The organism is Alistipes senegalensis JC50, from assembly GCF_025145645.1.
Taxonomy (GTDB): Bacteria; Bacteroidota; Bacteroidia; order Bacteroidales; family Rikenellaceae; genus Alistipes; species Alistipes senegalensis.
Window position 1 is genome coordinate 921,149 of record NZ_CP102252.1, and the last position, 19,581, is coordinate 940,729.

The window sequence follows — 19,581 nt, forward strand, 5'->3', positions numbered from 1 at the left end:
ATGAAAAAACTGCTGTATACCCTGCTGCTGCTCCCCGCAGCGCTCGCCGCCCGGGAGTTCTCGCCCCGCGAGGTACTGACCCTCGACCTCGGCACGCCCGTCAAACAATGCCGGCTGACGCCGCTCGACCTCGGCAACGGTGAACGGGGATTCGTCACGGTCTTCTCCGCCGAGAAGAGCATCGACCCCTACGAAGGCAGTTTCACCTTTCCGAAGGATACGCCCAAGATCGCCGTTTTCGACGCCTCAGGCCGTGAACTGTGGCGGCGCGAACTGCCCCACACCATTCCGGGTGTGTGGTTCATGCCGCTGCTGCCGATGGACATGGACGGTGACGGATGCGACGAGATCTATTACGTCGCCAACACCTGCGAACGCCCCTTCGACTACGACGGCTACCGCCTCGAACGCGCCGACGCCCGCACGGGCCGTGTGACCGGCTCGTGGCGATGGCCCGCCCCGGCCCACAACCAGGCCAACAGCTACAAATGGCGGTTCCTGCTCATCGGCGGCCATGCCGACGACGGCAGTCCGGTGCTGGTGACCGTGCAGGGCACCTACAAGGAGATACAGATGCAGGGCTGGAACGGCGACATGAGCCGCCGCTGGAAAGTCAAGATACCCGACGACGGCCGCGGAGCGCGCGGCAGCCACTCGACCCCGGTCTTCGACCTCCGCCGCGACGGCCGCGAACAGTTCATGTACGGCGAACGGTGCTTCTCGTTCGACACGGGCGAACAACTCTTCATTCTCGACGGCGACGCCTGGAACGAACATTCCGACCTGGTGCAACCCTGGTGGGACACGGAGTCGGGACGGTGGTGCTTCTTCACCACGCGCGAAAAGGGCGACGACGGCAAGCAGCCGCGCGCCGTGATGTTCGACCAGACGGGGCGTCGGCTCTGGGAGATCACTGAGCGCAAAGGCCACTATCACCACGGCTGGGTGGGCAATTTCGGTCCTCGCGGCGAGCGGATCGCCATGGCCGGCCGCTATCCTTTCAAGGGTGAAGCGGTCCCGCCCAAAGGGTGTGTCGGCAAAACCTACGACGCACGCACGGGCGAAGAGGTGAAAATCGACTTTCCGATCAAAGGCACGGTCGTCGATTTCAACGGCGACGGCATCCACGAACTCTACACGGACGGAACTCTGTACGACCGCACGGGGCGGATCGTGCTGACGACCGGCAAAGGCATCCTCGTCGCTGCGAAAAAGGTGCTGCCGCTGGCGGGCGAACAGATCGTCGTGGCGCGGCCCGACGGCCGCATCGTCTTCTGGGCCGACCGCAACGCCCGGGAGAACCCGGCCCGGTTCGACACCGAGGTCTACCGCGACAACGTCCGCCTGTCGTCCGTCGGCTACGGACACCGTTATCCCGTACTCAATTTCTGAAGCCATGAAACGCCTGCTGTTTTCCGCCCTGCTGATCCCCACCCTGCTCCGGGGAGCCGAACCGCTCGAACTGGCCCGCCGTGTCGCCGACAAAGTGGTCGATAACACCCGTTTCGAACTCGAATACAAACTCCAAAGCGCCTATCCCAACTTCGGATGCGTCGATTTCGGCCGCTGCATGGACCGCCCGGGCGTGGCCTACGCCCTGACGACGCTCCGGTGCGAAGGCGACACCGAAGAGCTCTTCGAACTGGGATGCACAGGCCCCGTACGGATCACGATCGACGACTCGGTGGTCTACGAACGCCCCCTGCCGCACCCCTTCGCCGTGGAGTTCGGCGAGAAGGACTACCGCCTTCCGGAATCGTTCCGTCTCCGCCTGACGGCCGGGCCGCACAAGCTGCTCGTCAAGACCGAATACCGCGGCGGCGAACACCTTTTTCTGATGCAGTCGCGCAACTTCTCGCGCTATGCCGAACGGGGCCGCAAAATCTTCTGCACGCTCGAAACCTACGCCCCGAAGCTCAAGGAGGCCCGCTGGCTGGTGCTCGGAACGTTCGAAGGCGATCTTGCGACACCGCTCGCCCCGGACAGCGCACTGCTTTTCCACACGCCCTACCGGGACTGCGGACGCACCCTCGCATGGAACATCCCGCCCGTCGATATCGTCTCGGCACCGGCCGCCAACGGACGCTTCTTCGAATGGTATTACCATGTGGGATGCTTCGCCTGGGCTCTGCAACGCCTCTCCGCCGCCTCCGGCGATCCGAAATACGCGGCCTACGCCGACGCATGGTGCGATTTCTCGCTCGGCACTTTCCCGCTGGCCGAACACCAGACACAGCGGCTGCATGCCGTCCGGTCGTTCAATTTCGGCACCGCAGGCCGCCCGATGCTCGACTACGTATCGGCCCCGGCCATGCCCTACATCACCCGCTGCGTCGAGAGTCCCGATCCGCCCGAAAGCTACCGCCGGCAGGCGGAACGGGTGCTGAACTACCTGCGGCACGAACAGTTCCGCACCGAAGGTGTCTTCGCCCGGGAATACACCCTCTATCCGTCGGTCTGGGCCGACGATATGTTCATGGGACTACCCTATTTGGTCTATGGCTACCGCCTGACGGGCGACGAAAGCCTCCTGCACGACGCCGCCGACCAGCTCATCGGCTTCAACCGCCTGCTTTTCGATGCCGGTGCGGGGCTCTATCGGCAAGCCTGCTATCCCTCGCATCCCGACATCCGCGTTCCGCACTGGTCGCGCGGCAACGGCTGGGCCCTGTGGGCGACGTGCGAGGTGCTCGACGCACTCCCCCGCAGCGACCGGAATTACAAACGGATACTGGCCATCTACCGGGCCCACATCGAAGGAGTGCTGCGGTATCAGGATGCGGAAGGCTACTGGCGCAACCTCCTCGACCGGGAAGATTCCGCCCGCGAATCCTCCGGTGCGGCGATCTTCACCTACTGCCTCGCCCGCGGCGTCAACCGCGGATGGCTTCCGCGCAGGCAGGTCGAAGAGCCGCTCCGCCGGGCCTGGCAGGCGCTGACGACCTTCGTGAGCGGGGAGGACGATTTCAACGGCGTGAAAGGCGGTACCAATTTCAGCACCGACCCCGCGGACTACGAGCGCATCCCCTTCATCCGCAGCGACACGCACGGGCTGCTGCCGTTTCTGTTCGCCGCATTGGAGATGGAAAGGCTGTCACAGAAAAAATAGGCGCCGGACTCAGTCCAAAATAAACGGAACAGGCTGCAAATCGCACATACAGCCTGTTCCGTTTCATTCGTCCTCTCACACTCCCGCGACAGGGGTTGCGCTCCAGGACGACAGAGGAGCGCAAACGATCACTCCTCTTTCACAAAACGGCCCTCGGAATCGAAATACACGATGCGGTCGTCCACTCCGAAAAGCTCGGCCCGATACCCCTTGTCCTGCGGCAGGAAAGCGCAGAGAAAATGGTTCGGATAACGCTCCCGGAGATAGGTCATCGAGGTCCCGGGAAGCAGATCCACGAACTCCCGGGGAATCTGACGCACATGGTAACGGAAGCCGCCCAACATCCCGTCCGCCGAAAGCAGCAGGTAACCGCCGTTCTCGTTGACCGCGTAATAGAAACGCTTGTCCCAACGGTAACTGAACCTGTTCAGGCTGGGGAAATGCTGCAACACGAACCGACGAACCGGATCGGGCAGCTGCTTCGCCTCGATGATGCGGCCCGGAAGTTTCCCGGAGAACCTCCCGGCGCCTAAGGTGAATCCGCCGGCCAACAGCAGCAAAGCCAGCAGAAAACGAATGGTCATCTCTCTCATCGCAAAGATTTCTATTTTATATGTTTATGATTCCGGACAGCCGCTCCGCCTGCGAACCGTCGTCCGCCGCGGCACAAACCGGCCGCCCTTTCATCCGAGACAGCACGCCCTATACCCCCGCACCCGGTTGTAAAACTCGGCCATCGCCGTGCAGAAATAGGGCACGAGCCACAGAATGCCCGCCACGGAGATCACGGCCAGAATCGTCCATCCGATGAAACTCATCCAGAGCCGGAAACAGGCCCACTTGTGCCCGCACATCATGGTCCAGCTCTCCTCCATAGCTTCCGCGACCGACATATCCCCGTTGTCCCGGAGGATGAAGAAGGTCATCGAGTATCCCAGCGCCGCGATCAGTCCGGGGATGAAAAACAGGAGCGCCCCCAGCGCAACGATGAGCAGGATCAGGACCCAGGCCATCAGGACCCGGAAATAATCGCGCGGCAATCCGAACGGGGCGAACATGTCGCCCACTCGGACGACACGCCCCGAACTCACATTCAGGAAGAGCCATTGACATCCCGCGAGCAGCACCGGCATTCCGAGCGCAGCGACACCGTATCCGAGGCCCTGCGAGAGCGCATGCAGCCTGACGCAGCCTGCCAGCAGCAGCAGAAATATCAGCATTGCGGCCGCTCCGGTGTTCCACCTTCCGGCGAGACTCATCCGGGCCGATGCCCGTATCGAGCTGGGTCTCAGATCACTATCCATAGCATATCGGTATTCTCCTCGTCACAGCCGGGCACAGAAAATCGCCAGCAGGGCCGCAATCGCCCCCACCAGCGCAAAGAAACAGCCTCCGTATGCCGCCGTTTCCTTCTGTTCGTCGGGTTCTTTGACAAGCGCTTTCTTCGATTGAATCATAATTTGGGTCAGTCTTTCGTTTATCGCATTCAGTCGTCCTGCGTTCCGTCGAATGGTATCCCCTCGGGGATGAATTTCTTTTTCAGCACGGATTTTCCGTATCCGTCCGTAAAGTCGAAGAATTTCCTCAGGGGCGACTTTCCGAATTGCGTCCGAAGCATTCCGTAAGCCTTGAAATGGCAGAAATGCCCGCAGTACGAATTCAGCACGGACCTGATTTCCAGGAGCCTGACATAGGTCAGTTCCCCTCTCCAGCATTCCGCTTCGAGCACTCTGATCTTCCTGCGGAAGCGTTCGACCGACGACTTCGTGGCATAGCGGCGGTAGGGTTTCACATAGGCCCCGAGAAACGCCACTCCGTAGTGATAGGGTTGCAGCACGATCTTGTCGGGATGCAGCGTCAGGTGGAGTTCCGATTGCAGAAACCATTGCAGACATGCCGTCAGACTCTTCAGATAGCGTCTGCTGGCATGCACGACATAGAAATCATCGACATAGCGTCCGTAGTGCCTGCACCTCAGGTTGCGTTTCACGAAGCGGTCCATCTGATCCAGCAGAATGTTGCTGAACAGTTGCGAGGTTATGTCGCCTATCGGCAGCCCCACATTCTCCGGGGCGTGGAACAGGCTCTTCGAGGGCGGGAGTCCGTCCCAGTCCGATTGTTGTCCCAGCACGATGCAGTCGCTCACCGGGTTGCGGAAAAGAATCACCCGTATCAGATAGTCGATCAGCCCTCTGTCGAGCCTGTCGCACCACCTTCTGCCGTTTCCCGACACCTTGCGCCAGTTCGCATCGAGTTCCCGCATCAGCACTCCGTGGAGCACCCACCGGTCTATGCTCATGAAATAGCCTCTCAGGTCGAGTTTGAGCACATAGGCCGCCTGGGAGTAGTTCCTCGTGCAGCTTCTCAGGTGGTGTTCGAAACGCCGAATCCCCACGAACACCCCCTTGCCCACGCGGCACGAATAGCTGTCGTGAATCATGCGGGCCTCGAACATCGGGGCAATGTAGTTGTACAGCAGTCGGCACACCACCCTGTGTGCGAACGGCGAGGCGAAAATCTCGCGTTTGACGGGCTCCTCCGTGATGAAACAAAACGCCGGTTCCGGTTTGTAGGTCCTGTCCGCTATGCTGTCGCAGAGTTCTATCAGGTTGTGTTCGAAATCGAATTCGAAACTCAGTTGGCTTTTCGTGTTCCGCTTGTGCTTGCGCGTGTCGAAATAGGCACGGAACAAGTCGCCCAGCAGTTCGTCTCTCTCCTTTTCCATTCTCTCGATGCTCTCTTTCTCTCTCTCAGGCAGAAACTGCGAATCCTCGGACACAGCGCACGGGGAAGCCGTAAGCGCGGCTGTTATTATTCTGCGGGTTCACGTTCGTGGCGTTGAAATTCAAGTTGCCTGCATTCGTCGAACTCTGTGTCGGCGATGACGACCAACTGTAACCGTTGGAGCCGACATTCGTCAGCGCACCGGACGTGCGGTTGCGATAGCCCGAAGCGGGCTCAAGTGACCGCTTGCTAAACGGCGCAGGGGATGTCTTTTCCCAGCGGAAGGGGGCGAACCCTGCGTCGGATTGGATTTTCAATACCGGACGACAACGCCGCGCAGCCGTCGTCGGCTCGCCGCGCCTGTTTTCCGTCGCCGGTGGGTCACTGAATTCACAAGATACTCTTCCGGAGGCGCTTGACCTCGACGGAACTCCGATCCTGTCTGCTCTGAGAGAGTTTGGCATCGTGTTTACACATCATTCGTTGTCTTCGCCCGGGGCCGCCCAGGGGGCCTCGGGGGCCGGGGACGCCAAGGGGTCCGGGGCCGGAAAAGGGGCCGCCGCAGCGGGGGCCGGGGCTGCAAAAAGGTCCGTGCGGGCCGAGCGGGGCGCGGGGGCCGAGCGGGGCGCGGGGGCCGGGCGGGTTGCCGCAGGGGCAGGAGCCGCAAACGGGTCCGCGGGCGCAGAAGCCGCAACGGAAGCCGGGGCCGCAACGGAAGCCGCAGTCTGAGCCGCAACGGGAGCCACAGCAGGGGCCGCAAACGGGTCCGCGGGCACGGAAGCCGCAACGGGGGCCACAGCAGGGGCCGCAAACGGGTCCGCGGGCGCAGAAGCCGCAACGGAAGCCGGGGCCACAACGGAAGCCGCAGTCTGAGCCGCAGTCCGGGCCGGGGCCGGAGCCGGAGCCGGAGGAGCGACGATCCTGCGCCGCAAAGTCTTGGTGTGCCAGGCGCCCAACTGTTTGGAAACCGACTCCACCTCGACGGCCAATGTCCGGAACAACTCCAGATTGATATACCGCAAGTCGTACATGATCCGCATGCGGGCCTTGACGCCCGGTATCAGCTCGCGCGCCTGCTGCAATTGCAGGGCCTTGTCGCCCAACATGTTGTAGTGGGCCTTGTAGATCAGCACGAGAACCTCCAGAATGTCCTGTTTGAGCCTCTCGACGAGCGTGTACTTCACGTCGCGGGGGACGCTGGCAATGCACTTGTCGCGGTAGACGTGCTGCAACAAGTCGTAGGCGGCCTTGTAGACGGGCAGGTGGTCGTATTCCGCAGCCATATCGTCAGATCGAATGAATCATTTTTTTAAGTTCGGAGAGAAACATCATGCACTCCAGGGGCGTTTTCTCGGCCAGATTGAATTCCTTCAGCGCTCCGGCGACCCGGCAGGCCGCCGTCAGCGAGAAATCGGCCTCGGCGTAACGCATCCCCGGCCGGGATTCGGCCTCCGACGGCGAACGCATCCGTTCTTCGGGAAGAGGTCCGGACGCGGCAGGGTTTCCGGCGACGGCAATCCCCGGACCCGAGACAAACTCCGGAAGAGGTCCGGACGCGGCAGAGTTTCCGGCGACGGCAATCCCCAGACCCGCAGCAAACCCCGGACCAGCGGCAAACCCCGAGCCCGAGACAAACCCCGGACCCGCGGCGACAGCCCCGGTTGCGGCAACATCGGCGACAGCACCCCCGGCAACTCCGGCGGCACCCCCGGCAACTCCGGCGGCACCCCCGAACCCGGCACCTGCATCGGCGGCGGCAGCAGCAGCACCTGCATCGACAGCGGCGGCAGCGGTTTTCGTCCGGCGCACGGCCTCCTTGAGCGGCTGCGCGGCCTTCCAAACCTCGAACTCCGCGGCATCGACGGCCCGCGGAGCGGCGAAGACCACCCGGTCCTGCTCGCGCGAAATGCACTCCAAAGCCCCGCACACGGCGTTTTCGCTCGCCGCGGGAAACCCGATGGAAACCAAATGCCCCCCGCCGAGCGTCTTCAAAGCCTTCTTCGTGGTCTTGAAGGCCCTCACCTGCGAACACACGGCGAACGCCGAACGCTCGTAGGCTTTCCAGAAAAGCCCCTCGCGGTAGAGAATGATCCGGTCGGTGTTGGCCGCCTCGGTGCGAATGAAATCCTGACTCGTCATCGGTTGAATCGTTTCCGTACTGAAAAAAAAGAAAGGTTTCCGAGCCCGCCCGGCCCCGGGACGAGTCCGCCCCACGATTTGCCTCCTTCATTCCGGACCCCGGAACAGGCATCGGAAACCTGAAAAATTTTCGACCGGCTTACGCCGGTATTCCAACCGTCGGGCTTTCAATGCCCGACGGTGAATGACCGGATGCGGTCGCTGGCGCTCCCTGATTATTCTCGGACACAGCGCACGGGGAAGCCGTAAGCGCGGCTGTAATTACCCTGCGGGTGCACGTACGCGGCGTTGAAATACAAGAAGCCTGCACTCGCCGAACTCTGTGTCGGCGACGACGACCAACTGTAACCGCCGGAGCCGACATTCGTCAGCGCACCGGACGCGCGGTTGCGATAGCCCGAAGCGGGATAGAAGTCGGTCTCGCCCGTCTGCCAAGCCGTATAATAGAAGTGGTACCCGTGCTGATCGCTCAACGAATTGCGGTTCGAAGCGTTAAAAGTCGCATTACGCTTGTCGTTAGTGTCCTGGCTGCCGTAGTTGCCGCCATCGACCGTGAAGCGGTTCCACAAATCCTTGGGAGCGACGCGGTAACCCTCGGGGCACGGGTCGTAGATCGACTTGTAGATCTGAGCCTTACGCGGGTAGAGATAACCCGAGCCGTTGCCCCACAAGTGGTCGTTCTTCTTCATGACCCAATCGTAGTTCGCATACTTTCCGGTGGCGTCGTAGATGAACTTCGTCGGGTTCGCCGTAGCGTACTTGATCATCTCGGCGTCGGTCGTCTCGGCCGTAATACCGGTGGCCGTAGCCAGATTGAGCATGTTCTCCGTCTGGTTCCACTTGGTGATGCCGGACAGACCGTCGAAAGACGTTACGACATAAGAGTCGCCCGAAGCGGTGATCGCGCCCGGACGTCCCAGCGGGTCTTTGCGGCCCCACTGGTAGTAGAGACCGTACGAATCGACAGTAGCGGTAGCTCCGGCGGCAACCGTATTCATGGCACCCAGCGCGATCGGCATGACCTCGTAGGTCGAACCCGACCCGTTGCTGGCGGACGGAATGGCGTAGGTCAACAGTCCGGCCGTGGGGTCGATCTCGGGAACCCAGATGTGGTACGACCACAGGATATTGTCGGAAGCGTCCGTAATGGCGACGACGGCGTTGCCGTTGCCGGAGATGCCCGTTACCGGAACCTTATTATTCGAAATGGTACCGACGGTGATGCCCGTCAACGTGTTTTCCTTCCACAACAGCTTGGCTTTGGAGGGCTGGGGTGCCGACGAAGCGGGCGTGCCGGTCTTGCGGAAACGCATGTCGGACTTGAAAGGCGTAACGTCGATGTTCACCGTGGTCTCGCCATAGACCAGATAGGAGTTGTGCGGGCCGTAATAGTAGAACGTCGGGATGCCCGGCTTGTCCTCGACTTCGTAACGGAAATCCGTGCCGTCGGCCGTGAACCGCTCGTTGATCGGGAAGCGCAGCACCTTACCAGCGGAAAGGTCCTGAGTGGGCTTGGCGAAGAACGTGATGGTGTGGAGATCGGTCGTGCAGACGATCTTCATCTCCTCGCCGGCAGCGACGGCGGGGAACAACATGACCGACCGGGAGAACGGAGAACCCAATGCGCTGGAGGTGTTGAACGTCCAGTCGATCTTCTCCACGGAACCTGCGCCCAGTTTCGGAGCGACGGGGTCGGAGAAATCGACCGTAGCCGTGCCGCCGATCTTAGCGGAACCGGCGGTGGTGGTGATGGTCATCGACTCCATAGTCTCGTCTTTGAAATCCGACTGGCTCAGGTCGAACGCGAAAGTGCACCAAGTACCCAACTGCTTGAACTTGAAGTTAACCTCGGAAGTGGACTCAGAAGCGACGGCAGGCGTGTTGTACGAAACCTTGATGTCGTTGTAAGTGAACGAATAAGGCGAATCTTTCTCGTTCCACGACCCGATGCCGTACGTCGAACGGTGGTCCTGCTCGTAATTCTTGTTGAGATTGAACGAAATCTGACCGTTGGCGGCGACCTCGGCGGCGACGGCCGGGTAAACGGCCCTGAGGTCGCTGACATCGGTGTAAGCGATACCCTTGCCGCTCAGAGGCTCGAACTTGCCGACGGAAGTGCCCTGACCCGAAACGAGCTCGTACTGAACCTTATCGCCGTTGCTCGTGTTGACCACGAGGATGCGGTCCTTGTTGGACCAATTCACCACGGAATTGGTGCCCAATCCCGTACGGGTTCCGATCTCAGCATCCAAAGAACCCGATACACTGGCAAGCGTGTACTTGCCGCCGACAGCCGGGATGTCGCTAACCTCGGCATCCTTGCTGCAACCTGCCACGGATACGGCGAAAGCCGTCATAGCAGCGTAAAAAAAGATCTTTTTCATATTGAAACAACCTATAAGTGATTATTCGATAGTGTCAAATGATGCCGCGGCAGTCTACCACGCGACGCCGCCGTCGGAATATGCGCCGTCGTTATCGACGGTAGCCTCCCAAGCCAACCCGCCGTCGATATACGAAGCGTCGGGGGAATCGGCGTCGAGGACGACCGAGATCGGCCGCTCGATGAAGTAACGGGTACCGCCGGCGAAACCGCTCGCGGGAACGTCCTTATCGGGAGTGGTCAAAGTCAGTCCGGCCTGAGTGGTGACCGAGAACTTCACGGTGCCCGACATATTCGAGGTGGGCAGAATGACGAAGTCGATGTAAGGATTCGGATTCTGTCCGTCGGCCTTCTTCGTGATGCGTACAGGTGTGGTGAGCCGGACGGTGACGGTGCTGGTGCCCGAAGCGGAGGCAGAAGCGGCCAGAGAACCGTCGGCGAAGGTCAATTTGCAATCGCCGAACAAAGCGCAACCGGAAACGGAAACGGAAGCCTGAGAGATATAGACCTCGTCAGCGGAAGAAGCCTCGTCAAGGAACAACTGCACCCGCATCAACGACGAAGCAGGCTTGAAGTCGAAGCGGACGGACTTGTTCAACCCGATCTGCTCGGAACTTACGGTGACGGCCTGCGAGAAGCAGACCTGATAACGTCCGAACTCGCCGTTCTGGGCCGAAGGGATGTTCAACAACACGCCCCCGTCGCTGTAAGTGGCGGCAGCGGCGGTCCAAACCGGATAATAGGCGTAGAACGTGTAATCGCCCGAACCGCTCCAACTCTCGGAATAGAGGATGTTCCTGGGGTGGAAGACGGCGAGGCCCGATCCGGCGCCGGACTGGAGCGTGCAGATGTCGTGGGCCTTCAAGGCTTTGGAAGAGTCGAAAGCGTAAGCGCCGATGTTGTCGTAATCGCTCCAATACATCAGGCCCGAGGTGCCGGGGAAATAAGACCGGGACGACGCGGCGGATGCCGGAACGGATGCCGCGGGAGCGACGCCCGTGAAAGTCATCGGAGAACCGCCCGCGGGGACGGAATCCTCCTTGCTGCATCCCATCGCCGTCAAAGCGATGAGAGCCATTGCCAATACGTTGTTTTTCATACGTTTCATCGAATTAAACTATTCCCAAATTCCATCGACGTACTGTCCGGCATCGACGCCCCGGTCAACGACGACGCGAAGATCCCGGGAATTCAATCCCTTGATCGTCGAAGAAACCGTATAATGGTAATTGCGAACCACGTTGAAATCGGTGGACGCATTCTCCCCGAGGTAGATCGTATAAGTGACGTCGGTCAACGCAGAACCGCGCTGGTAGTCGCCGCCGATCTCGATGAAAGTACTGCCCGCAGGAGCGTTTTCAGGACCCTTTTCGGAGGGGCTTTTGATACTGGAGACGACGCCCCGCAGGTTCTCGGGAACGTACCACGTGTACGTGAAAGAACCCGTCCCGGAGACGGAAACAGCGGGGTAATTGATGAAATTGTCGGACGAAGCGGCGTCGGGGTACAATCCGGTGGTCCCGGTGGGAAGAGTGTGCTCCAGGAACCGAGTGCACGAAGCGGCGCTCCGCAAGCTCACGCGCGAAGGAGTGAATTTCTCCCCGGCAGCCGTAATCTGAATGTCGAAGGTGAAGTCGATTTTAGCCACCAAGCGCTTCATCTGAACCGTTCCCGAAGCGATGACGGAAGATCCCTTGTACGAACCGATCATCGGCAAAACGCCATCGGCAGATACGGCGGCCTCGCTGGCGAAAGCGAGCGTCGAAGCCTCGAACGACCCGAGCGTAACGTCCGAATCGGGCACCCCGTCCCCGGCAGAGAACTTCTGGAAGCGATCCGGACCGACGTTGGCGACGAAATAGATCTTCGTGTCGCCGGAAGTCTCGTACAAAGCGACGCTGAGCGAATAACCGTTCGTGGCGTCACCCCCGATCATGCTCGCATCGTAATACTCGCAGAACAACAGCTTCGAAGCATCCGTCGCGCCGTCGAACTGCAAAACCCACAGGTTCTTCAAAGCATCCTCGTCAACGGTGCTCCGGCCCTCGGCGGCCCCCAAAGCCGATGTCCGCATATCCGCAGCGCTCAGACCGAAAGTCATCCGGGCCGTTCGCCCGGAAGCATCTCCGCCCTGCTCTCCGGATACGGGAATCGTATCCGCACTTCGCTCGCATGAACACAAGGCCGCGGCGACGACGGATAAGATACACAATGTCTTTCTGAAAATTTTCATAACAACTTATACATTTGCAATTCATTCTTAGGTATTCCGGACGGCCCGCCGAAAATCCGTCGGACCCCGCCCGGAACGATAGTGCGGGTGCGGCTACTCGCTCGCGTTTTCGAAAACGATACCGCCCATATCGACATCGGTCCACGCATCGGAACCGGCCAACGCGGAGAAATAAGCCCCCAGATCGGCTGACCAATCCTTATTTTCGGTCCAACTGTCGGGCTTTATCTGCGGCGTGAAATAACCGCCCACGTCGGTCGTCCAACCGGAGATCTCCCAGGAGCCGACGACGACGCTGAAATGAGGCTGATCCCCCAGGGAAGTGTCCCAGACGGCATCCGTATTCCACGGCGTGATCTGCAACGTCAGCAAAACGAAGCCCCCCTGCAAGGAGACATCGAACGTGTAACGAAGACCGGGCGCAAACGCCATAGCGGAAACCTGAGCATCCAGATCGGTGGCCTCGGTAGCGCTGTTGAAGACAACCTGCATGGCCAACCCGAAGGGAGCGTCGGCCTTGGGCAACACCTCGTCCGCGACCGTGTACTCGTAGGGCTGGTCGCCCGGAGTGAAGGTGGACGCGGGGAAATCGTAAGTGCCGCCGCCGACATCGGTCGGCAACACCTCGCACACGACAGCCGAAACAGGCGAAAGCGTGATTTCGGAAAGCTCCACCTTCTTGATAACGGCTTTCGTGACGTTCTCGGCCTTCCGGGAGATGGTGAAATACAACTGGCTGCACTTACGCTCCAACATGCTCAACGCGACAGTCTGCGACGAAGTCCCCGACTGCGGAGCCACCTGGCATGCAGCGGTAAGCGAACAGGCGTAATCCGTACCGTGTTCGACGCTGACCGAACGATGGTCGTCCGCAAACGGCAAAGCCGGCGTAAGCGCGTAAAAATCGTACGCCCCGGCCGACAACCGCATAGCGTCGCCCGCGGAACTCGTAACCTTGCCCTCGGAATCCACCGCGCACGGTTTCAGAGAACCGTCTTCCTGCACCTCGTAAGCGACCTCGCTCACGTAAGTATCCTGCGCAATATCCGCAGTCGCACCGGATGCCCGGCGTTTGTAGGCGGCCACACGCACGGTGGACCCTGCGGACAACGACTCCGCGGCAGCCCGGCTGTCAGGACGGACCTGCGGCTGCACCGAGGCCGAGATCCCGACACCGCGCAACGCGAAGCCGACCTCGATTCCGCCAGGCCGGCCCGAGGCAGACTCGGAATCATGGCATGCCCCGGCGATGCCGGCCACGAACAAAATTCCTGTTAAAAACAATATTTTTCTCATAATATACCTGCTTTTCAGAATCGGAAACATCCTGCGATTCCGACTTGCGGGAAGATACGACCTCGAAAAAAGCATCGCTTTCTCAGAGGGGGATTTCCACCCGGTCCGAAGCATCCACCCACGCTCCGATCGTGGCCACAGGCTCGACAGCGGTAGTCGTGAATTTCAACACCACGTCGTAAGCCTTGCCTTTTTCGAATCCGGCGTCGGGAACCGGCAGCGCGACTTCGCAGGTTCCGCCCTGCTCCGTGACGACTGCCAGCGACAGGGACGCACCGGCTGCCACAGGGGCGACCATAGCATAACCGCACTCCGCAGCAGTATCCGAACCTTCGGTGAACGCCAGAGGATAGGCAATATCGGCATCATCGGCAAGCCGGTTCTTCGACAGAGACAGGTCTGCGGCAACGCCCTCGAACTCGACCGTACCGGGCAGCGTGATTTTGCATTTCGTCTGTCGGTCTTTCAGGGCGATGTCGGTTATCTTCCCCCAAACCGCCGGGGCTGCGGCATCGGCCGCATAGGCTTTGAACCTGAATTGCGTAAGCTGGTGTGCGAAGGTGAAAACCTTGCCGGTCGTGCCGAACCGGGATTCGGCGACCTTGCAACCCACGAGTTCCTGAGTCAGCATAATGTCCGTTCCGCCGTCGATGTTCAGCGTCACGACACCCGCAGCCGGCACCGCCCGCGGATACCACCCCACCAATTTCGTATTGTTATTGGTTTCGCGGCTCAGGTAATATTGAGAGGTTGCGAACGAAATTGCGGCCTCGGAAGATACCTCGCCCGTATTGGCGGCCAGCGTCGCCGGCAATGCGGCGGAAAGAGTCGCATAGGCAGGATATTGACCGTCGTCGAGTTGATCGAGACGGGCGAAACTGACCTCCAACGCCCCGTGTTCCGCATTGATCACGGCACGGGTGAGCGGCGGCAGTTGGGCCGTACGCACCTCCGCGGATGTTGCAGGAACGACACCGCCGCTCAACAGAATCTCCACCGGCGCATCCTTGTCGGGCGTGGGTTTCACGGACGGTTTGCGGTCTTTCGAACATCCTGCCGAAAAGACGGCCGCCAAAAGCAGAGCTGCCGAAAAAAACGATAATTTCTTCATAATCGGGCTTGGATTTATAAAAACGGGGAGAAGTGCCGACCGTAAAACGGCGCATCTCCCCGTTTGAAATTCGATATTCGGGAAAACCTCGGCCGGCAACCCGAAAAAGGGGACCTGATTACTGGATCTCGACCTCGGAGTTACCGCCCTTCACCCAATCCGTAACGGTAGCCTTAGCCACGATTTCCGTAGCCTTGAACGTCAGGGTGACTTCGAAAGCCTTGCCCTGCGTATCGCCGGAGAAAACAGCGGGATCTTCCTCGCCAACCTTAGCCTTATACAGGTCGAAAGAAACCTCTTTCGTCGTAACGGTCTCACCGAGTTTCGTATCGACACTCAATGTGAAGTGCTTGACACCGTTTTCGGCAGTGATCGGTGCTACGAGCGAATAAGCAACCTCCTCAGCCGTAGTCGTCAATGCAATCTTATTATCTGCATCATCAACTGCGTTGTCGGTATATGCAGCAGCGTCGATGCGATAAAATGCCATTCCGTCTGCCACAGGATTCGAAAATGCCGTACCGGTTGTAGCCGCACCGGTTGCCAACGTAACCTCAGCAGTATCGAAAACGTCACCGTTCATGGCTTTAACGAGCGTAATACCGGTGATGTCACCCCATACGTTCTGAGCAGCCTCATTCTCAGCCTTGACTTTGACAACCAGCTTGGTAAGCAGGTGCTTGAACTCGAAAGAAGGAACGGTACCAGCCATAGCCGTACTTTTCTTACCGTTTACTTCCGCAGCAGCCATGACATCCGTCTTACCGTCGAACGTGTATTTTGCCGTCGTAGCAATATCTTTCCAGTCAGCAAGGGCCGTCGGATAAAGAGCGCAGAAATAAACTGTAGCATCGCTCACCGGATAATACTTCGGAGTGGTGTCGAAACCTTTGGCATTTGTATCGTCAGCGAACGTTATCGTTCCGTCGCAATACCGGGTGGTATAATCTGCGGTAGTTGTGGAACCGAGAACTACGGCAGTAAGAGTGTTGTCGGAAGCGATCTGGCCTTCAAAAGGCGCACGCGTCTCAATAGTAAGGGCTTTCGAGGTAGCCATGATTTCGACCATGTCGTTCTCGACAACGGGACGGTTAGCTAACTCGCTCTTGGAGCAACTTGCCAGCGTCAGCAAAGCAAGCACAGGAACATAAAGCTTTTTCATAGCAAATAAATTAAAAAATTGGTAAATAATTAATTAATATAAAAAGGTATAACCTTATGAGATTGTCATTATTGAACGATTGCAGAACCGTAACCGGCCATCACCCACGGAACGACCGTGGCGCTCAAGACAATGCCGGTCTGCTGCTGAAACGACAGCGTAATGAGATAGGAGCGCCCAGCAGCGAAAGATTCCTCTTTCACACCGCCTATCGAGGATGTAGGCCGGATAAGCACGTCATCGTAGGTCGCCTTCGAGGTCTCGACCCGAACATGGAATTCCGGCTGTCCGGGCTCCAACATGACCTCCTGACCGACGCTCTGAGGCTGTGTCGGCGACCCCGTAATGAGCACCTCCGTGATGCCGGGCACGGCCAACTCGCCGGGAGAGCTCCAAGCGCCCAAAGCTCCGGTTTCGATGTTCATGGAAGAGTCGCTATTGACCCCCAGAAGCGAAATGCCCCGAAGAGACACCTCGTTCAACGAAGCGTAACTGTCGATCACCTGGAACCGCAACTGCGTGAGCACATGCCGGAACTCCAATCCCTGCGGCCTGCTATTGCGGCTGCCGGTTACGGGCGTCGCAAACATGACATCCTCCCGTCCGCTCAAAGAGAAATGCAACACGGGGGCGTGTCCGGATGCCGGAGCCTCCACGAAGAAACGGCCCTCGGAAGAGGTTCCGACCGGAGCGTAAGGATGGTAGGCGCAGAACTCGACCGAACTCTCCTCCTCGGCAGGGTAATAATAATTGCCGGCCCACGAAATATTTCCCGTAAGAGCGTCGATGGAAGTCGTGCGGACATTATCCATTCTCAGAACACCGCCCCACTGGCTCCCGTCCGATGGAATGCCGGACGAAGCGTCGGAAATCTGAATGCCGTAGATCCCGACATTGTTTCCCGCAGCGGAGAGATCCTCCAATGAATTGACGGCACGGGTGGGACTCTTCGCACCGAGACGTATCACGGCACGGCCGTCTTCCTGCAATGGCTCCTCAGTACATCCATTGCACACACAAGCAAGCAGGCACAAAAACAGACTACAGATCAAATGCGAATATTCAAGAATATGTTTTTTCATGATCGGAATGTTATTTTACCCGATAAACTAAAATTGCAGGTACGGCTATATGACTCCTCCGCCCGAACCCTCGTCCCACGGAAGGACCGAAGCCCGAAGCTGGCCGTCGATCAACGACAAGACCACACGCAGGGAGATTTCATTCGGGAACACGCCGCCTTCGGAAGCGATACTCCGGACGGCGTCCGTCAAGTCGGCCGTGACCGGATAAACCGTACTACTTTCGTCTTCGCCCACCAACTCCAACGATAACAGATGCGACGGAGCATCCGTACGAGGCGGAACCAAGTCGAGCACGTAAATATCGGCGGTGAAAGAGGAGCTCCCCGCAACGGGATCGGCGGTAAAACGCACGCTCGCGGCGGCGGAGGAACAAAGTCCCGAAAGGCAATGACGCGAAAGCGAAACGCCCGAAAATGAACCGCGGCAGGAACTCAGCGGAACGAAATCCCCGATTTCCAACATGAACCGGACGTGTTTGATGCACGAACAAGGCGCAGCGGCGACCCGAACGGTGTCGCGGTAAGGAACTTCCAGAGTTTCCGACTCGACCAAACGCGTGGCGTAAGCCAACCTTTCGGGCTGGCAGACATGCTCGCCATCCTCGTCCGGCAATACATAGATTTCCGCCGTATCGTAACTCCGCTCGTTGCGCACGGCAACATTGACGCAGTCGCTATTGACGACAATGACACGATAACGGCCGACAGGCAGAACGCCGCCGAATCCCTCCGACGGGCAATCGAAAGAGAGCATCTCCCCGCCGTTCTCGGGATAGAAATAAAACCGGCTGCCGGCAGGCGAAAAACCCTCGTCCCACGACAAAGCGATCTGCACGTAACCTTCTTGTTTACGATAGTCCAAACTCTCTTCGGTGCACCCCCAGGCCATCAACAGCCCGATGGATAAACATATATGAGCAATCGTTTTCATAACCGACTGATATTGATCCGCAATCAAATCAATGCTTGTTGCCTCCGAACCGATAAACCACATCGAACCTCAATCCGGTCAATGCGAATTCGTTTTTCTTATCCGAGCTGTTGTAATAGAAATAAGGCAGTTCCCGGTCGTAGATGTTGTAATCGGCACTGCGGTAGCCGCCGCGCACGCTCAATTCGAAACTCCAATGCCGGGACAACGGCAGCAGGTAACCGACCGACACGCCCGCGCTCCAATAAGTACCGGTGTAATTGGTCAGAGTGGTAATGTCGTCGCGGCGGTCACGCTGGTTGTTGAAATCGCCCGCTTCGCCGTAAACTCCGACAAAGAAACCCCGGAACAATCCGTCCCCCCGGAACCACAACCGGGGTTCGACGCTGTAAGCCGAAAGGCCCCAGAACTGTTTGCCGCTGTCGTAAGCCCAATCGGCGTACAATGCGGAAACCCCGACAGACCAACGCTTTGCGAAATAGACTTCGCCTGCGATATTGGGCATGAAAGTCGTTCTCTTGAAATCCGGGCAGACTCCGGCCCATGCGACCAGATCGGTCTTCAAGCCCACGATGGGATACAAGCGGCGGTTTTCCTTCCGCTGCCGGCGGGCAGCGGCGGCGGCTTCGCGCTGGCGCTGCAACTCTTCGGCTTTCCGGCGTGCAGCCTCGGCGGCTTCGCGCTCCGCTTGCAGACGGGCCATCTCCGCCGCCTTGCGCTCAGCCTCTATCCGGGCAGCCTGTGCGGCCTGACGCTCGGCCTCCAAGCGAGCCATCTCGGCAACATGGCGTTCGGCCTCCACCCGGGCGGCCTCTTCCTGCTCCGCAAGAGCAGCCAAACGCCGCTCCTCGGCCTCGGCTGCAGCACGCTCCTGCTCCAAAGCGGCGGCGAACTCCGCATCGTCCAACCGGCGCTGCAATTTCTCCTCCATAATCCGGTGCAGGTCGTACTGCACGGTGATCTCGACACGCCGGGACGCGGGGAACAGCGTCTTCAACATATATTTATAAGGTTCTCCGCCCCGTAAATCCATCAGTTTTTTCTCACGGCCCTCGAATACGCCCACATGGTCGATCAAAAAGAGAACATCCTCACGATGAGCCATCTGCGAACCTTCGACGAGCTCCCGCAACTTGGCCCAGTCTTCCGCCACCCACTTCACCTCGACCGGGAAATGCGACGAAAGAGCGTATTTGTCATTGAGGTAATCCCTGAATCCCTCCGCACGGCTGCGGGCCAGACGCTCGTTGATAGCATAGGAACCCTCTATCGAACAATATCCGCACAAGCGGACCGAATTGACGAAAATGAGACTATCACGATAAATCTGCCGGATGAACTCGTCGAGTTTGCGCAATTCGGACGCATTATTTTCGAAATCCGGAAGAACCTGAGTCCGGCTTTGCGGA

At 59.1% G+C, this 19,581-nt stretch carries 17 protein-coding genes; 2 read left to right on the top strand and 15 right to left on the bottom strand.

Annotated features, from left to right (window positions below):
• Entirely contained in the window at positions 1 to 1,392 is a 1,392-nt protein-coding gene (locus tag NQ519_RS03555; protein ID WP_019149437.1) for a hypothetical protein, read from the top strand.
• Between the two features lie 4 nt (positions 1,393 to 1,396).
• Complete coding sequence (locus tag NQ519_RS03560; RefSeq protein ID WP_019149436.1) at positions 1,397 to 3,109, top strand: glycoside hydrolase family 88/105 protein; 1,713 nt, start codon at positions 1,397 to 1,399, stop codon at positions 3,107 to 3,109.
• A 128-nt stretch (positions 3,110 to 3,237) separates the two neighbouring features.
• Here NQ519_RS03560 and NQ519_RS03565 read toward each other — a convergent pair whose 3' ends face one another.
• The 15 genes from NQ519_RS03565 to NQ519_RS03635 all read right to left on the bottom strand — a co-directional run bounded on the left by NQ519_RS03565 (position 3,238) and on the right by NQ519_RS03635 (position 19,529).
• A complete protein-coding gene (locus NQ519_RS03565; protein WP_019149435.1) occupies positions 3,238 to 3,693 on the bottom strand; it encodes a hypothetical protein in 456 nt (151 codons plus the stop codon).
• Positions 3,694 to 3,792: 99 nt separating this feature from the next.
• Positions 3,793 to 4,413 (bottom strand): DUF975 family protein, encoded by a 621-nt coding sequence (locus NQ519_RS03570; protein ID WP_044118565.1) that lies wholly within the window; start codon positions 4,411 to 4,413, stop codon positions 3,793 to 3,795.
• Positions 4,414 to 4,434: 21 nt separating this feature from the next.
• Positions 4,435 to 4,566 (bottom strand): hypothetical protein, encoded by a 132-nt coding sequence (locus NQ519_RS03575; protein WP_019149433.1) that lies wholly within the window; start codon positions 4,564 to 4,566, stop codon positions 4,435 to 4,437.
• A gap of 29 nt (positions 4,567 to 4,595) precedes the next feature.
• Positions 4,596 to 5,834, bottom strand: a complete 1,239-nt coding sequence (locus NQ519_RS03580) for an RNA-directed DNA polymerase (protein ID WP_019149432.1) — start codon at positions 5,832 to 5,834, stop codon at positions 4,596 to 4,598.
• Positions 5,835 to 6,309: 475 nt separating this feature from the next.
• Complete coding sequence (locus NQ519_RS16175) at positions 6,310 to 7,116, bottom strand: four helix bundle protein (RefSeq protein ID WP_019149431.1); 807 nt, start codon at positions 7,114 to 7,116, stop codon at positions 6,310 to 6,312.
• A 4-nt stretch (positions 7,117 to 7,120) separates the two neighbouring features.
• Positions 7,121 to 7,972 (bottom strand): hypothetical protein, encoded by an 852-nt coding sequence (locus NQ519_RS03590; protein ID WP_052308419.1) that lies wholly within the window; start codon positions 7,970 to 7,972, stop codon positions 7,121 to 7,123.
• A gap of 215 nt (positions 7,973 to 8,187) precedes the next feature.
• Positions 8,188 to 10,356, bottom strand: coding sequence for an FISUMP domain-containing protein (locus tag NQ519_RS03595; RefSeq protein WP_019149430.1), 2,169 nt, complete (start codon positions 10,354 to 10,356; stop codon positions 8,188 to 8,190).
• 54 nt (positions 10,357 to 10,410) lie between these two features.
• Complete coding sequence (locus NQ519_RS03600) at positions 10,411 to 11,454, bottom strand: fimbrillin family protein (protein ID WP_019149429.1); 1,044 nt, start codon at positions 11,452 to 11,454, stop codon at positions 10,411 to 10,413.
• A gap of 18 nt (positions 11,455 to 11,472) precedes the next feature.
• A complete protein-coding gene (locus NQ519_RS03605; RefSeq protein WP_083870885.1) occupies positions 11,473 to 12,588 on the bottom strand; it encodes a DUF4906 domain-containing protein in 1,116 nt (371 codons plus the stop codon).
• 93 nt (positions 12,589 to 12,681) lie between these two features.
• Positions 12,682 to 13,884: a fimbrillin family protein gene (locus NQ519_RS03610; RefSeq protein ID WP_222704969.1), complete on the bottom strand. Its 1,203-nt coding sequence runs from the start codon at positions 13,882 to 13,884 to the stop codon at positions 12,682 to 12,684.
• Between the two features lie 82 nt (positions 13,885 to 13,966).
• A complete protein-coding gene (locus tag NQ519_RS03615; RefSeq protein WP_019149426.1) occupies positions 13,967 to 14,995 on the bottom strand; it encodes a fimbrillin family protein in 1,029 nt (342 codons plus the stop codon).
• 118 nt (positions 14,996 to 15,113) lie between these two features.
• Positions 15,114 to 16,157, bottom strand: a complete 1,044-nt coding sequence (locus NQ519_RS03620) for a fimbrillin family protein (RefSeq protein WP_019149425.1) — start codon at positions 16,155 to 16,157, stop codon at positions 15,114 to 15,116.
• A gap of 68 nt (positions 16,158 to 16,225) precedes the next feature.
• Positions 16,226 to 17,125 carry a fimbrillin family protein gene (locus NQ519_RS03625; protein WP_227901031.1) on the bottom strand — a complete coding sequence of 300 codons (900 nt, stop codon included), beginning with the start codon at positions 17,123 to 17,125 and terminating at the stop codon, positions 16,226 to 16,228.
• Between the two features lie 159 nt (positions 17,126 to 17,284).
• Complete coding sequence (locus NQ519_RS03630) at positions 17,285 to 18,172, bottom strand: DUF5119 domain-containing protein (RefSeq protein WP_147513127.1); 888 nt, start codon at positions 18,170 to 18,172, stop codon at positions 17,285 to 17,287.
• Positions 18,173 to 18,200: 28 nt separating this feature from the next.
• On the bottom strand, positions 18,201 to 19,529 hold the full coding sequence (locus tag NQ519_RS03635) for a DUF3575 domain-containing protein (protein WP_019149422.1): 1,329 nt from the start codon (positions 19,527 to 19,529) through the stop codon (positions 18,201 to 18,203).
• Between the last annotated feature and the right edge of the window lie 52 nt (positions 19,530 to 19,581).